General features: G+C 63.3%; 14 protein-coding genes. 6 read left to right on the forward strand and 8 right to left on the reverse strand.

The features are described from left to right. Positions 1 to 6 precede the first annotated feature (6 nt). Entirely contained in the window at positions 7 to 2,235 is a 2,229-nt protein-coding gene (locus L6D89_RS20555) for an acyl-CoA dehydrogenase family protein (protein ID WP_236200998.1), read from the forward strand. A gap of 26 nt (positions 2,236 to 2,261) precedes the next feature. Next, positions 2,262 to 2,705: a nuclear transport factor 2 family protein gene (locus tag L6D89_RS20560; protein ID WP_196912328.1), complete on the forward strand. Its 444-nt coding sequence runs from the start codon at positions 2,262 to 2,264 to the stop codon at positions 2,703 to 2,705. A 124-nt stretch (positions 2,706 to 2,829) separates the two neighbouring features. On the opposite strand, the gene L6D89_RS20565 is transcribed toward L6D89_RS20560, so the two are convergent. The 4 genes from L6D89_RS20565 to L6D89_RS20580 all read right to left on the reverse strand — a co-directional run bounded on the left by L6D89_RS20565 (position 2,830) and on the right by L6D89_RS20580 (position 6,459). Beyond that, the gene (locus L6D89_RS20565; protein ID WP_196912330.1) at positions 2,830 to 3,885 is read right to left on the reverse strand and encodes a dihydrodipicolinate reductase; all 1,056 of its coding nucleotides are present in this window, start codon (positions 3,883 to 3,885) and stop codon (positions 2,830 to 2,832) included. 105 nt (positions 3,886 to 3,990) lie between these two features. Then, positions 3,991 to 4,770, reverse strand: coding sequence for an enoyl-CoA hydratase/isomerase family protein (locus L6D89_RS20570; protein ID WP_196912331.1), 780 nt, complete (start codon positions 4,768 to 4,770; stop codon positions 3,991 to 3,993). After that, complete coding sequence (locus tag L6D89_RS20575; protein WP_236200999.1) at positions 4,763 to 5,659, reverse strand: alpha/beta fold hydrolase; 897 nt, start codon at positions 5,657 to 5,659, stop codon at positions 4,763 to 4,765. The genes L6D89_RS20570 and L6D89_RS20575 overlap by 8 nt, the downstream gene beginning before the upstream one ends. A 5-nt stretch (positions 5,660 to 5,664) precedes the next feature. Further along, positions 5,665 to 6,459: an enoyl-CoA hydratase/isomerase family protein gene (locus L6D89_RS20580; RefSeq protein WP_196912334.1), complete on the reverse strand. Its 795-nt coding sequence runs from the start codon at positions 6,457 to 6,459 to the stop codon at positions 5,665 to 5,667. Between the two features lie 219 nt (positions 6,460 to 6,678). Between L6D89_RS20580 and L6D89_RS20585 the strand changes: the two genes are divergently transcribed. After that, positions 6,679 to 7,758, forward strand: a complete 1,080-nt coding sequence (locus L6D89_RS20585) for a glycerol dehydrogenase (RefSeq protein ID WP_236201000.1) — start codon at positions 6,679 to 6,681, stop codon at positions 7,756 to 7,758. A gap of 56 nt (positions 7,759 to 7,814) precedes the next feature. Here L6D89_RS20585 and L6D89_RS20590 read toward each other — a convergent pair whose 3' ends face one another. The 4 genes from L6D89_RS20590 to L6D89_RS20605 form a co-directional block, all read right to left on the reverse strand. After that, positions 7,815 to 8,621, reverse strand: a complete 807-nt coding sequence (locus tag L6D89_RS20590; RefSeq protein ID WP_196912338.1) for a metal-dependent hydrolase — start codon at positions 8,619 to 8,621, stop codon at positions 7,815 to 7,817. 124 nt (positions 8,622 to 8,745) lie between these two features. Beyond that, on the reverse strand, positions 8,746 to 9,879 hold the full coding sequence (locus tag L6D89_RS20595; RefSeq protein ID WP_236201001.1) for an epoxide hydrolase family protein: 1,134 nt from the start codon (positions 9,877 to 9,879) through the stop codon (positions 8,746 to 8,748). A 58-nt stretch (positions 9,880 to 9,937) separates the two neighbouring features. After that, complete coding sequence (locus L6D89_RS20600) at positions 9,938 to 10,756, reverse strand: enoyl-CoA hydratase-related protein (protein WP_236201002.1); 819 nt, start codon at positions 10,754 to 10,756, stop codon at positions 9,938 to 9,940. Between the two features lie 60 nt (positions 10,757 to 10,816). Next, positions 10,817 to 11,968, reverse strand: a complete 1,152-nt coding sequence (locus L6D89_RS20605; protein ID WP_196912341.1) for a thiolase — start codon at positions 11,966 to 11,968, stop codon at positions 10,817 to 10,819. Positions 11,969 to 12,145: 177 nt separating this feature from the next. On the opposite strand from L6D89_RS20605, the gene L6D89_RS20610 reads away from it, so the two are divergent. From L6D89_RS20610 to L6D89_RS20620, 3 genes are read left to right on the forward strand one after another with little or no spacing between them, the layout of a single operon-like run. Continuing rightward, complete coding sequence (locus L6D89_RS20610) at positions 12,146 to 13,048, forward strand: alpha/beta fold hydrolase (protein ID WP_236201003.1); 903 nt, start codon at positions 12,146 to 12,148, stop codon at positions 13,046 to 13,048. A gap of 23 nt (positions 13,049 to 13,071) precedes the next feature. Beyond that, positions 13,072 to 13,932 (forward strand): MaoC/PaaZ C-terminal domain-containing protein, encoded by an 861-nt coding sequence (locus tag L6D89_RS20615; RefSeq protein WP_236201004.1) that lies wholly within the window; start codon positions 13,072 to 13,074, stop codon positions 13,930 to 13,932. 24 nt (positions 13,933 to 13,956) lie between these two features. After that, positions 13,957 to 14,784 carry an SDR family NAD(P)-dependent oxidoreductase gene (locus tag L6D89_RS20620; RefSeq protein ID WP_236201005.1) on the forward strand — a complete coding sequence of 276 codons (828 nt, stop codon included), beginning with the start codon at positions 13,957 to 13,959 and terminating at the stop codon, positions 14,782 to 14,784. Positions 14,785 to 14,903 lie beyond the last annotated feature (119 nt).

A 14,903-nucleotide genomic window follows, 5' to 3' on the forward strand; every position in this document is an offset into this window, starting at 1 on the left:
TTGCGCATGAATCTGTCACTGTCCGAAGAACAACTGATGCTGCGCGAATCGGTCACCCGCCTGTTCGCGGCCGAATCCACGCCTGTACGGGTACGCGCGGCGGAAGCCGAACATGGCGGCTTCGACAGGCGCCTGTGGCAATCCCTGCTGGACCTGGGGATCACCATCATGCGAGTGCCGGCCGATGCCGGCGGCACCGACATGGGCCTGTTGGAAGCGGCATTGGTTGCCGAAGAGGCCGGCCGCTACCTGGCCAGCGTGCCATTAGCCGAGAGCCTGCCGGCAGCACGCCTGCTGGCCCTCCTCGGCGGCGCCGACGCACTCGATCTGTTGCAACGAATCAGCCAGGGAGCCGTCGTCACATTGGTCCCCTCCCCCCAGGAGCCTAACGCGCCGCTACTGATTCCCGCCGCCATGCAGAGCGATGCCGTGTTGGTGCTCGACGGCAAGCGGGTGTTCGCGCTAAGCGGCGCGGCCTTGCAAGCCTCCGCTGCCAGTCTCGGAGGGGACGGTAGCCGTTTGATCGGAATCGCTGATCTGGATCGCCTGGAGCGCCTGCATCTTGCCTCTGGCGATAGCGCGCGTCACGCCTTCCTGGCCGCCATCGAAGAGTGGAAGCTGCTCAAGGCTGCCATGCTGGCGGGGTTATCCCGCCAGGCTGTTAAGATGGCCGCCGCCTATGCCTGCGAACGCAAGCAGTTCGGCAAGGCCATCGGCAGCTTCCAGGGCATCGCCCATCCCCTGGCGGACGCCATCACGGAATGCGACGGCGCACAGTTGCTGGTCTGGCATGCGGCTTCGTCCATTGCCCGCAGCGAGGCGGACGCTGCTTCCCTGATCTCCATGGCCTGGTGGTGGGCAGGGCAGTCCGCCTGCCGCGCCGTGGCCCGTGCATTGCACAGTTTCGGAGGCTACGGCGTATCCCTGGAGTACGATATTCAGCTGTACTACCGCCGCGCTCGCGCCTGGTCACTGCTGGCCGGCAACCCCGCCGACGAGCTGGATCGCATCGCCGAGCGTCTGTGGAACGAGGACACCGAGCACCCGTTACCGGATGCCGGTGAGGCGACCGTTGAGTTCGGCTTCGGCGCCACAGCCGCAGCCTTCGCCGAGGAAGTCCGCAACTTCTTCCGCGCGAACCTGGACGACGAGCTCAAGGCCCACGCCCACCATTCGGTGGACGGCTACCACGCTGGCTTCAATCGCCAGCTGGCCGCCGCCGGCCTGCTCTTCCCACACTGGCCCGATCAATGGGGCGGGCGCAGCAAGACGCCTTTCGACATGCACGCCCTGCAGGAGGTCTTCGAGGAGTTCAATTGGCAGCGCATCACCGGCCCGGTCACCAATCAGGTGGCGCAGATCGTCATGCGCTTCGCCAGCGAAGAGGCCAAGGCCGAAGCTCTGCCCCGCTTCGCCCGTGGCGAGGCGTTGGCATGTCTGGGCTTCAGCGAGCCGTCTTGCGGCTCCGACGTGTTCGCCGCGCGTACCCGCGCGATCCGCACTGAGGAAGGCGACTGGCTGATCGAGGGCCAGAAGATATTCACCACTGCCGGCAATCTCGCCGACTACTGCTTCCTCCTTGCCCGCACCGACCCGGAGGCCCCTAAACATGCTGGACTGACCCTGTTCCTGGTACCGATGGGGCTGCCTGGAATTGAGGTGCACCCCGTGTACACGCTCCAGGACGAACGCACCAACATCACCTATTTCAGTAACGTGCGGGTCGATGACCGCTACCGTGTGGGTGCCGTAAACGCCGGCACCTCGGTGATGGCGGCCACCCTGGAACTGGAGCATAGCGGCGACCAATACCGCATCAGCTTCAGCAATATGCTTCGGCACGCACTCGCCTTTGCCCGCGGCACGCTGCGCAATGGCCAACCTCTACTGGCTGAATCTCAAGTACGTCGCTGCCTGGCACGGGTCGCCGTGCATACCACGGTGGCGAAAGACTTGTGCTACCGCGCCACCTGGTCGGTACAAGCCCAGGCACCCAACAGAGCCGCTTACGGGCCGATGTCCAAGCTGTTCTCCACCGAGCAGTATCAGCGCGACTCCGCCGAGTTGATGGAGGTTCTCGCGCCATGGTCGCTGTTCCCCTCGGAACACGGCGTCGGCCTGGTGGAGCTTGGCTACCGGCAATCCATCGGCATGACCATCTATGGCGGAACCAGTGAAATCCATCGCAGCCTGATCGCCGAGCAGGGTCTGGGCATGCCGCGCTCGCGAACCTAGATCACCGCCGCCCTTGGGGACTGATGATGCAACACAGCGAACGTATCGCCGCGGAAAGTGAGATCCAGCGTCTCACCGCGACCTACAGCCAGGCAGTGATGCGCCGTGACGGTAACGCCGCGGCGCTAACCTATACTGCCGACGGAGTGCTCTCGGCCTTTTACGCGCCCGACATTGTAGGCCGGCAAGCGATAGCCGATGCCCTGACCTCGGCATTGCTACCCCTCCAGTTCATCTGCCAGGTGGCCTCCGCGGGCATCATCGATGTACAAGGTGATACCGCCACTGCAAGCTGGACGATCACCGAGCACTACAAATTCAAGGATCGGGAGGAGTTGGGCTGTTGCTTCGGCAGCTACGAGGACAGCCTGACTCGCTATCCAGAAGGTTGGCGCTTTACCCATCGAAGGTTTATTCCCTTCTATCGCGGCATGACGCCATCCCACGGCAAAACCTACCCAGGCTACTGAGCACAGCCGTTTCTTCCAGTGTTCGCAGGAAGACGTGAGTAGAGCCCAGCAATACTCATTGATAAGTATCGGCACCCTCCTCTGGCCGGCGTTCGTCTCCTGCGAACGCACGGCCTTGCCTGACTCACAAGACCGGCCTGCCCACCGGCGCCGGGACATCCAGGACACTGCGCCAGCCAGGAGCAGCCGCCGCCAGCCGCGGCAGAAAGTTAAGCGCACGGGCCGCGTTCAACGCCGCCACATGGTCAGGCGCGGCGGGGTCAGCCAGCAGCCCCAGCTCACACTGAATCGTCGGCGAGCCCTCGATCACTACCCGCCAGTTGGGCAGTTGTTCCGAATCGCGCCAACCGGGACCGATGTCCAGTCGCGTGGTTTGCTCGTTACTCAACTCGTAGAACGGTCGCCCGCCCGAGAAAGCCGTGAAAGTCCAACGCACGCCTGCGACACTGCCCTTGGGCACTCTCAGGCCGCTAGGCTGCAGCAGCCTTTCGCTCCTGGCCGCACCGAACTCCTTATTAGTCAACCGCAGTTCGTCCAAGGTTATCCCAAGGCCCTGGGCCACTAGCGCGGCCGACTGAGCAATGCCCCACATCCAAAGGCGATCGATCTCCCCGGGCTCTGCGCCGGGGTCGAATGGGCGCTCGGGCATTGGTTGGCCGATGCCCAGGTATTGGCCCATCTGGAGTGCCGAAGGATAGTGCGGGATATGGTTGCGCTGCATGCATCGGATCAGACGAATATCGCGGGAGTAGCCGGAACAGAACAGCGGCAGTACGTCGCTTATCAGGCCCGGGATGTTGCCCCCAGCGATCAAAGTCGAACCACCTTGGATCGCTGCCTGCTGCAACAGCCGGTACTCTGGCTGGGTCGGCAGGTACCAGCCGCCAATGCCCGAATAGACACTAGTACCGCCGCGGAGAAACTCGGCGACCACCTCCGGAACCCAGCGCAGGCCGTGCCAGGCCATCACATCGGCACGCAATGCCAGCAGCGCCGACACATCGCGAGTGGACTTCAGGCCGATTGGAGCAACACCGACCAACTCTCCGACATCTCGCCCCTCCTTCTCCACGCTATGCACCAGTACACCGACCAGTTCCAGGTCCGGCGCCTTCAGTACTTGTCGCACCACTTCGCTACCCACACCACCGGTGTAGCAAACGATTACTCGCAGGCTCATGGCTCTTGTCCTATAGAGGGATTACACAACGAGTCTCCGCTACTCCGCATAACGCAACGCCCGGTCAAAGCCGGGCGTTGCGTTATAGAGCGGCAGATGCGGTAACTAAAGCCCGGTGAAGTTGGGCGAGCGCTTGTTGAGGAATGCGTCCACCGCCTCGCGATGGTCACGGGTCAGGTACAGCGCTGCCTGGTTGTCCATTTCATAGGCCAGGGCGTCGTCCAGGGTCGAGATCCCACGGGCCAACGCCGCGCGCACCAGAGCCACCGACAGCGGTGCATGAGCGGTGAACTCTTCAGCAATGGCTATAGCGCGGGCCAACAAATCATCACCCTCTCCCAGTAACTCGTCGACTACTCCCAGCGCCTCACCTTCATCCGCGGCAACCACTCGGGCGCTGTAGAAAATCCGCCGTGCCTGGGCCAGGCCAATACGCTGCGGGAGCGTCCAGAGCAAACCCAGGTCTGGCACCAGGCCAACCTTGGAGAAGGACGAAACGAACTTGGCGCTGGGCGCTGCAACCACATAGTCCGACGCCGCTGCAAGGGAGAAGCCAGCGCCTGCGGCATAGCCTTCTACCGCAGCCACCACCGGCTTACTGCCTTCCACCAGCGCCCGTACCACACGGTGCCCCAGCACCATGCGCCCGCGTCCTACCGGCAGTGGGCGCTCGGCGGACATACCCGAGACATCGCCACCCGAACAGAAATGCCCGCTACCGCCGTTAAGCACGATCGCACGGCACTGCGGATCCTCGTTCAGCTGTTCCAGGCGCTCGGCGAGCACCTGCAGCAAATCGCGTGAGAGGGCGTTGCGGGTCTTGGGATTGTTCAGGGTGACAATGGCCACGGGGCCACGTCGCTCCAGCAAGACGAGATCACTCATGTTCCACTCCTGCGGCCAGCAGCCCTCGCAGCATCGCAATCACCGCGAGGGGCTGGTCGATCATCATGTGATGGTGGGTCCCCGGCAAACCGAACGGACCGCGCCCCTTGGGCAGCAGAGCCACCGCCTGACCGGCGGCAGTGCGCGAAACCACAGCGCTGCATTCGCCATAGACGACGTCAACCGGGCGCATTACACGGGGCAGCAGCTCGACGGCAGGGTCTTCCTGCTCTACTCCACGTGGCAGGTTGACATCGAACTTCCAGCACCAGCCTGCGTCTTCTTCACGCAATGAGTTCAGGGCGATGTTCGCCAACACTGCCTCGACCGGATCAGGCTGCGGCGGCATCAAGCGATAGCGACCCAGACCGCTGGCCAGATCGGGGTAGAAGCGCTTGCCGGTGTTACTGGCATTGTCGATGGGAATCTCGACGCCGGGCAGCAGCAAGAATGAATCCAGCACCACCAGACGCTGGAACAGCTCGGGACGATCGGCACAGGCACGCAGCAGGCGTGATCCACCATAGCTATGCCCAATGCCAATCACCGGGCCGAGGGCGGCGTGCTCGATCAGGTCGATGATGTCGAGCGCGCCGTACTCGTTCGGGTACTGCGGGCGCGGATCGCTGTCGCCCATCCCTGACAGGTCGAGCGCAACCACCCGATATCCCTCGTTGAAGAACGGCGCTATGCCGTCCCACCAGTGCGCGTGACCGCGCATACCGTGCACCAGCAGAAGCACTGGCGCACTTTCCGCTGCACTGCCCCATTCCAGGTAGTGCAAACGGCGACCGTCCACCTCGACGAAGCGGGACCGGCCGGGATGGCGTTGCGCCCAGTCGAACCAGGCGGGCGCAGCCGCCGGGTCCAGCTCCTGCATGCTGCCCATGGCGCTTACCGCTTATTGAACGAGGGTTTGCGCTTCTCGCGGAAGGCGGCGATAGCCTCCACGTGGTCCGGGGTCTGAGATGACATGGCCTCGTAGGCCATGCCCACGTCCATCATGCTCGCCGCCATCTGCCGCAGCGGAACATTGATGGTCGACTTGCTCCAGCGCAGCGACTGGACCGGCATGGCGCAGAGTTTGTCGGCATAGGCGTTGACGTAGTCATCCAGCTCGGCGGCCGGCATGGCCTTGTTGATCAGGCCAAAGCGCTCGGCATCGGCGGCAGTGAGCTTCTCACCCGTAAACAGGTAGTGCTTGGCGCGTGCATAGCCCATCAGGTACGGCCACATGATCTGGCCACCGTCGCCGCTGATCAGAGCGACGTTGTTGTGCGGATCGCCGAAGCGCGCGGTATCGGCGGCGAAGATCACATCGCTGAACACCGCTACGGTGGAGCCCAGACCGATGGCGTCGCCATTCACCTTGCAGATGATCGGCTTGTCGCACTCAAGCATGCCGTTGACGATGCGCTTGGCTTCGCGCACGCAGCGATAGAACTCCGCGGGATTGTCATGCAGCCACTGCATGTACTCGATGTCACCACCGGCGCTGAAGGCGCGGCCGGCACCGGTCAGGACAATGATGTCGCTGTCCTTGTCTTCCACCAGGTCGTAGAACAGCCAGGACAATTCGGTATGCGACGGGCCGGCGAAGCTGTTGAGTTTTTCCGGCTGGTTGAATGTCACGGTGAGAACGCGACCGCGGCGTTCGAAGGACATCGTCTTGTAGTCAGCGAAATTCATTGTCGCACTCCAGAGCAGGTTGGCGTTCTCTTCAGGATAAAACTGACATGTGATCAGTTATGTGTAGAATGTATAGCAGTGATCACGGCCTTGCAAGCAATCGGACCTGATGAATTAATTACTCGTCAGTTATAGAGCTTGCGATTCCTGAATCAGCAACCGCCTGGTGCAGACCACTCCCGTACCAGGAAACGACCCAACCTGCCTAAGGAGCTTTCGATGAGGATATTCGCGGCAACGTCTCGCTACGTTCAGGGTGCCGGTGCCTTGGACCACCTGGGTCAGCATTGCCAGCCACTGGGGGCTCGCGCGTTCGTGGTGACGGATGTCGACATGGCACGCCTGCTCGGCGAGCGGGTGGTCGCCAGCTTCGACGTCGCAGGCCTGGCCTGTGCGCTGGAGGTCTTCCCCGGCGAAATCACCCATGCAGCGATCGCCGCCCTCGCCCGCACCGCCAGCGACTTCGGCGCCGAGATGGTGGTTGGCCTGGGTGGCGGCAAGGCGCTGGACACCGCTAAGGGCGTGGCCTTGAAGCTGGGTGCGCGGAGTGTCAGCGTGCCCACCATCGCTTCCAATGATGGCCCGGCCAGCGCGGCCATCGCCGTCTACGACGAACAACACATCATGCAGGACATTCTGCAACTGCCGCGCAATCCGGAGCTGGTGCTGGTCGACACCCAGGTCATTGCCGATGCCCCCGTGCGCTTCCTTCGCGCCGGCATCGGCGACGCAATCTCGAAGAAGTTCGAAGCGGAGGCCTGCGCCGCGGCAGGTGCCCACACATTGCTTGGCACGCCGGCATCACTGACCGGGCTGATGGCCGCCGAGGCCTGCTACCGGATCATCCGCGAGCATGCCCCTGCCGCACTGCGCGCCGTGGAAAGGCGCCAGGCCGATTCCAGCCTGGAGGCCCTGGTCGAGGCAACCGTACTACTCAGCACGCTGAGCTTCGAGAACGGCGGCCTGTCGCTGGCCCATGCCCTTGCCCGTGGCTTCTCCTACCTCGAACGAGCCAAAGGCACCTTGCATGGTGACCACGTCGCCTACGGCCTGCTGGTGCAACTGATGATGGAAAAACGTGAGCCGGCATTCATCGGCGAGCTCTGCACCTTTTACCGGGAGATCGGCCTGTTCACCCGCCTGGCCGACTTTGGCCTGATCTCTCCCAGCCGCGAAGAAATCCGCGAGCTTGCGGAGAAGTCCATGGTCAGCCCGAGTGCTTCGCGCTTCGCCCCGCCAGTAGATGCCGATCAGCTGGAAGCAGCGATCCATCAGGTGGAGGCACTGACCGGCGACTGAGGCTGCAGGAAATGCAATCGGGGAGCCGCAGCTCCCCGATTCTGCCGCTCCACGTATCAGGAGAAGCGTGCGAGGAGTGCCGCCATGCCGGGCGACGGCACCATTTTTCCTGGGTTGTAGAACGGCGACAGTACACGCAGCAGCCGCGAACGACTGGCCTTGGAAATCTTCGACTTGAGGATCTTCTGTCGCTCCAGAGAGCGATCGCGCTCCTCGGGAGTCATCTTCTCGCGATCCATGTCATTCAGATAGGCGGAAACCTTGGCAGTGTGGGTGCCAATGTGTTTTACCGCATAGATGAACGCCCAGACCCGGTAGAGGTAGGCAAAAAGTCCCTTGCCATAAAGCGTTTCGTAGACCTGGAAGCAGACTTCACGGTGCTCGAACTCTTCGGCCAGGTGCCACTTCCACAGATCGACAGCAGCCTGGTCGGCACCCTCCAGATACTCGTCCAGCTCCTCGAAGAACACCTGCCCCGCCGCCGAGCCCATTGCCTCGAAGCCCTCGCAGTAGGCCACATTGAAGCGCAGCGACTTATTCTCCAGGAAGCTCGCGTAATCGTCCCGGTAGGGCTTCTCCAGTTCCTGCATACCGGCATAGCCGGACCGGTAGAGCATCTTGTTGAAGGCTACGTGCTGCTTGCAGTGCTGCACTTCCTGCTTGTTGAATATTTCGATGCTCTCGCGCAACGCTGGGTGCTTGTCGCCCAGGCTCTCCTTCACGCGCATCATCACTTTCACCAGAAACGGCTCGATGTGTGCCGGAACCGTGGAGAAGGCGTTGTAGCTCTGAGCGAACTCACGTACTGGCGCCCAATGCGGGCGGATGCTGGAAAAGTCGAAGTCGGGTTGGCGGACTTTCATCCCGGTGTTCCTCTTATTGTCTTTGTGGTGCTGCGGGCGAAGGAAACTGGCGGGCAACATAAATGACTAAATGTCAGTTGTATGCCCATAGCGTTTCTACGTCAATCGTTCGTGCGACCGCCGGTCAGGCTTGTCCCCAGCGACGCAGGTCCTCGCAAAACAGCGCAGGCACTTCCATTGCGGCGAAGTGGCCGCCCTCCTCGGGATTGCTCCAGCCGACGACGTTGTACACCAGCTCGACCCGACTGCGCGGTGGAACCGGTGCGAGGGCATCGCCCGAGTAGGCAGCGAAGTACGTGGGTACCTCACAGCGAGTCCCCGGCGGCAGGATGGTGAAGCCATCCTGAACCACGCCCGGGTAGAACCACGCCGCACTAGTGAAACTGTCGGTCATCACGTAGAGAAGGATGTTGGTCAACAGGCTGTCGCGGTCGTGCACTTCCTCGAAAGAGCGCGTGCGCAGATCGGACCAGTCATGGAAGCGTTCGAGAATCCACGCCGCCTGGCCCAGTGGGTTGTCGGCCGCCGCCCATGCGATCGACTGCGGCCGGGTCATCTGCACTGCCGCATAGCCGCTATAGGCTCGCTGCGCAGCTTCGGCACGACCCTGCCAGGATTTCTCGGCGTCGTCGCGCGGCGGTGTCAGCGAACGGAAACCGAGCAGGTTGAGGTGGATTGCCTCCACCGACTCGGGATGGTCCAGCGCCAGCCAGGAAGTGACGATGGCGCCCCAGTCGCCGCCCTGAGCCCGGTACCGGGGATAACCGAGCACTTCGGTCATCAAGCGGTTCCATAGCCCCGCTGTACGCCGCTGCGAGGTGACCCCGGCAGGCTTTCCACTGAAACCGAAGCCCGGCAGGCTTGGGATCACCAGGTCGAATGCATCCTCGGCGCGACCACCATGGCGCGACGGGTAGGCCAGTGGCTCGATCACTTGCCAGAACTCGAAGTGCGAACCCGGCCAGCCATGGGTCAACAGCAGCGGCCGACGCCCCTGCGCCTCCCCCTGGACATGGACGAAGTGCAATAGCTGCCCGTCAATCTCCACCTGGTACTGCGGGTAGCGATTGAGCCGAGCCATGCACGCCTGCCAATCAAAACCATCGACCCAGTGACGCTGCAGGCCAGCGAGGAACTCCGCGTCGCAACCCAATGACCAGCCGCTGCCGGCGGGCGCCGGCGGCAGTCGGCAGCCGGCGACCTTGGCGACCACACGGTCTATCTCGGCCTGACTCCACTCTACCTGGAACGTTTTCATTGTTGTTTTCTCCAGTCCAATTTACCTGAGGGCCGCAGGCGCAAGCCTGCTTGCTCGGTCAGCTCCAGCTCCACTCGGGGGCGCGCTTCTCCATGAAAGCGTTGCGCGCCTCGGCGGAGTCGTTGTAGCGGGTCACTCGACCTGTGTAGTCCTGCTCAATGCGATAGCCCTCGCGCAACGACAGGTCCTCGACCCGGCCCAGTGACTCCTTGCCCAGGCGCAGGCCTATCGGGCTGTTGCGGGCGATCTGCGCCGCCAGTGCCAGCGCCGTGTCCATCAGTTGCTCCGGCGGCACGACCTCCTCCACAGCCCCCAGGCGGTGGAACTCATGGGCCGAAACCGCCTCGCCGGTAAAGAACATGCGCCGAGTCTTGAACGTTCCGACCAGGCGCTGCAGGTGCCGAGCCCCGCCGAGTACACCGACCTTGATCTCGGGTACAGAGAAGCTGGCGTTTTCCGAGGCGATGATGATGTCGCAGTTGGCCACCAGCACCAGACCGGCGCCGATCGCCTTGCCATTCACCGCGGCGATCACTGGTAAGGGACAATCCAGGATCGCCCAGAAGCAGTCACGCACCACCGCCCCGGGATCGAGCAGGTCGACAGTTGTGTCCCCCTCGGTCAGTTGCCGCGCGTGGCGGCGCGCCGAGTCGTGCAGGTCGATACCGCTGCAGAACAGGCGGTCCCCGGGCGCGGTGAAGACGATCACGCTGGCTTCAGTGGACTGGCCCAATGTGCGGAAGGTGTTGGTCAGTTCGCGAATGGCCACCGAATCCAGGGCGTTGACCGGCGCCCGATCGAGCGTGACGGTGGCGATCCGGTCGCGTATCTCTGTGCGCACGTGGCGCATTCCGGCGAGGCTGGCAGGCGTACTCATGGCTTCTCCTGGTCGAGCTGGCGCACCGTATCGGCCGGCGCGCGGGGATGGCGGACGACGCTATAGCGTGGCGGCGGCGCCGAGGATCATGGTTGCCTGGCTGGACAAGGTCCCGCCATTGGCATGGGCCAACGCCAGCTGCGCGCCTGCGACCTGGCGCTCACCGGCTTCGCCCCGCAACTGCTGGCACGCTTCGACCATGGTGAACAGGCCATACATGCCCGGATGGCAGCACGACAGACCGCCACCGTTGGTATTCACCGGTAAAGAGCCGCCAGGCCCGATAGTGCCGTCGGCGACGAAACGCCCACCCTCGCCCTTGGGGCAGAAGCCAAGGTCTTCGAGGAACAACAAGGTATTGATGGTGAAGGCGTCGTAAAGCTGCACCACATCGATATCCTGCGGACCGACGCCAGCGATGGCGTATGCCCGCTGGCCCGACTCTCGGGCGGCAGTCACCGTCAGATCGGAGGCCTGATCGACCCCCGAATACCAGGTGGCCGCAGCAGCACCAAGGATATAGACCGGCTTGGCCTGCAGGTCGCGGGCGCGGTCTGCTCGGGTCAGCACGATGGCCGCAGCCCCGTCAGTCACCAGGCAGCAGTCGCGTACGCTGAGCGGATCGGACACCAAGCGCGCGCTCAGGCAATCCTCAATGCTCAGGTCGTCACGGGCGAACGCCTGCGGATTCAGCTTGGCCCAGTTGCGCGCCGCCACCGCCACTGCCGCCAGGTGTTCTCGGGTGGTGCCGTACTCGTGCATGTGTCGGGAAGCGGCGAGCGCGTACGAGGAAAGCGGCGTCAGTGGACGGTAGGGCTTTTCGTAAGGTGATGGCAGGCGCATCGAGACCAGACCGCCTGAGGCGGTGCGCTGGTTACTGCCGTACATCACCAGGGCAGTTTCGCAATATCCCGCCTCGAGCATCAGCGCAGCGGCGATCACATGAGAATGGAACGCCGAGCCTCCAGTGCGGTTGTTATCGGTGAAGCGAGGAGTGATCCCCAGGTACTCCGCCGCGCTCAGTCCGGACAGCGCATCATCGGGAGTACAGACGAACAGCGCATCAACATCCGACAACGCCAGATTGGCATCCTGCAGTGCCGCGAGAGCGGCCTTCGCTGCCAGGTCCAGCGGGCGCATGCCCGGCGACTCACCCATGCCATAGGTGGCGGCACCTACGATGGCCACTGCTCCACGAGGAAATCGCTCCATTGCACTGCTCCGTTGCGGCCGGTTGGCAACCGGCGTAATGATCTGGACTCGACGACAATAACTAACATACCATCAGTTACAGACTAAGCTACCCGATGCCCGAAGCCGGCGCAAGAACACGACGAGAATCCGGCCACGACAACGTTCAGACTCCTTTCCCGGAACAAGGCTTTGCTCATGAACGACATATCTCTGCGCCATCCCGCCGTTGGGCAAACGAACCCGCCCTGGTTGGAGTGGGCTCTGCAGCGCCCCGGACGCTCGCACTTCGTCCATGCCAATGGCGCCCGGCTGCACTTTCTGTCCTGGAACTTCGAGGCCACCGACAAACCAACACTGCTGTTCGTCCACGGCTTCCGCGGTCACGCACATTGGTGGGACTTTATCGCGCCTTTCTTCAGTGCCGATTTCCGTGTCGTCGCGCTTGATCTATCCGGTATGGGCGATAGTGAACATCGCGAGCAATACGAGTCCGCCACCCTGGCCCGTGACGTAGCAGCCGTTGCCGAATTGCTCGGCCCTGCACCCGTCATAGCGATCGGCCACAGCTACGGCGGCTCGCGGGTATTGCGGGCCTGCGCGGAGCGCCCGGAGTTGTTCGCTCGCCTGCTGATCATCGACAGCTATGTGATCTTCGAGGGCGAACCTCCGCCCCAGGAACCCCCTCGCATCCGCGGCGACCGCGAGTACCCGGACCAAGCCAGCGCGCTGGCGCGCTTTCGTCTGCTCCCCACACAACCCGACAGCCTTCCGTGCCTGGTCCGTCATGTCGCCGAACACTCACTGTGCTGGACGAGAACGGGGGTGCGCTGGAAGTTCGACAGCAACCTGCCACCAGGCGGCGCGCGCGAAACCGACGGCGGCCAGATGCTCGGCCGCGTGACTTGCCCAGTCGATTACTTGTGCGGTGAGGCCAGCGTGGTTGTCAGCGCCGAACGCGCCCGACGTATCGTCGACGCCTTGCCGCGGGGCAATGGCCCCATCGTCATCCCCAGCGGACATCACCACCTGATGTTCGATCAGCCGATCGCTCTGATCAGTACCCTGCGCGCCCTGCTCGCCAGCAGCGTCAAAACCTGAACCGCCGCCCCAAGGAGCCCAGCATGGCCATCGATTACCAAAAGCTGCTCGACCTGCAGATCCCCGATACCCGACACAGCTACACCCATAAGGACAGCATTCTCTATGCCTTGAGCCTGGGCTACGCCAGCGACCCGCTGGACGCGCAGCAACTGCCTCTGGTGTTTGAGGCGAACCTGCAGGCAATACCGACCATGGGGGTTGTGCTGGCCCACCCCGGCTACTGGCCGCGCACCCTGGACACCGGATTGGACTGGGTCCGTATCGTCCACGCCGAGCAAGCCCTGACCCTGCATCGAGCGCTCCCGGCCGAGGCCAGCGTGATTGGCAAGTCGCGAGTGGTGGAGATCATCGACAAGGGCGCCGACAAGGGTGCACTGATCACCTATGAGCGGCGCATTCTCGACGCGGTCAGCGGCGAGCCGCTGTGCACCATCACGCAGACCATGTTAGCCCGCGGAGACGGTGGTTTTGGCGGTCCGCAGCGCAGCGTGCCGCCGCCGCCAGCGGTACCGGAACGTGTCGCCGAGCACATCATCGACCTGCCGACTCACGCCAACATGGCCTTGCTCTATCGCCTGAATGGCGACTGGAATCCGCTGCACGCCGATCCCGAAGTTGCACGCAAGGCCGGCTTTGAGCGTCCGATTCTCCATGGTCTGGCAACCTGGGGCGTAGCCGGCCGGGCGATCATGCAAGCGGTCTGCGGGTACGACGGAAGCCGCATTGCCTCGATCTTCGGACGCTTCACAGCCCCGGCCTACCCAGGCGAAACCTTCCGCACGGAAATATGGGTCGATGGTCCACTCGTATCATTCCGCGTGCGCGCTCTGGAGCGCGACGTCCTGGTCATCAACAACGGTCGAGTCGAATTGCGCGACTAACCCCATTGCATAGGAGCAACAGCGATGACCCCCAATGACATTCGCCTGGACGATAAGGTTGCCTTCATCACGGGTGGCGCAGGTGGTCTGGGCGCCGGCATTGCCGAGAACCTGGCCAACTTCGGCGCCCGCGTGGCGATTGCCGACATCGACGCCCAGGCAGGTGAACGCTTGGTCGCGAGAATCCGCGAGCGCTGCGGCGATGCTCTGTTCGTGCCCACTGACGTCAACCAGACCGAGCAGATAGTCGCCGCGGTTGAGCGCACCGCCGAACACTTCGGTCGTCTCGACATCCTGGTCAACAATGCTGGCGGTGTGCGCCGCACAGCGTTTCTGGAGCAAACAGAGAAGAGCTGGCGCAAGCACATCGACTTCAACCTGATCAGTACCCTCACCGCGACGCAGGCTGCGGCACGGGTGATGGTCGCCGGCCAGCGCGGAGGCACCATCATCAATATCGCCAGCAGCGAAGGCTTGCGAGCCGCGCCGGGATTTGCGGTGTACGCTGCCTGCAAGGCCGGGATGATCAGCTTTACCCGCTCCATGGCGCTGGAACTTGCCGAGCACGACATCCGCGTGCACGCGCTGGCGCCAGACATGATCCTCACCCCTGGCCTGAAACCCTATTTTGATGCCGCTGGGGAAACCGGCACCGCCGCGCGTAACCGCTACATCCCCATGGGCCGCCTGGGCTCAACTGACGAATTGGCCGGAGTGGTCATCTTCCTGGTGTCCAGCCTGGCCAGCTATGTCACCGGCCTGACCCTGCCGGTAGACGGCGGCGCCATTGCCTCCAGCGGCTGGACCCGCTCACCGCACACCGGCGCCTGGGATCTGTATCACCCCGACTGACGGACAGCCCCTTAGGCCAGCGCCAGCGACGCAAAGGGGCATGCCGTTTCACCGCAAGAGATGACAGCAACCCTCGCCGGTTGCTGGCAGAATATTGTGTAGCCCGCATCGCTCAAGGA

Source organism: Pseudomonas pseudonitroreducens (assembly GCF_021603645.1).
Classification (GTDB): Bacteria; Pseudomonadota; Gammaproteobacteria; order Pseudomonadales; family Pseudomonadaceae; genus Pseudomonas; species Pseudomonas pseudonitroreducens.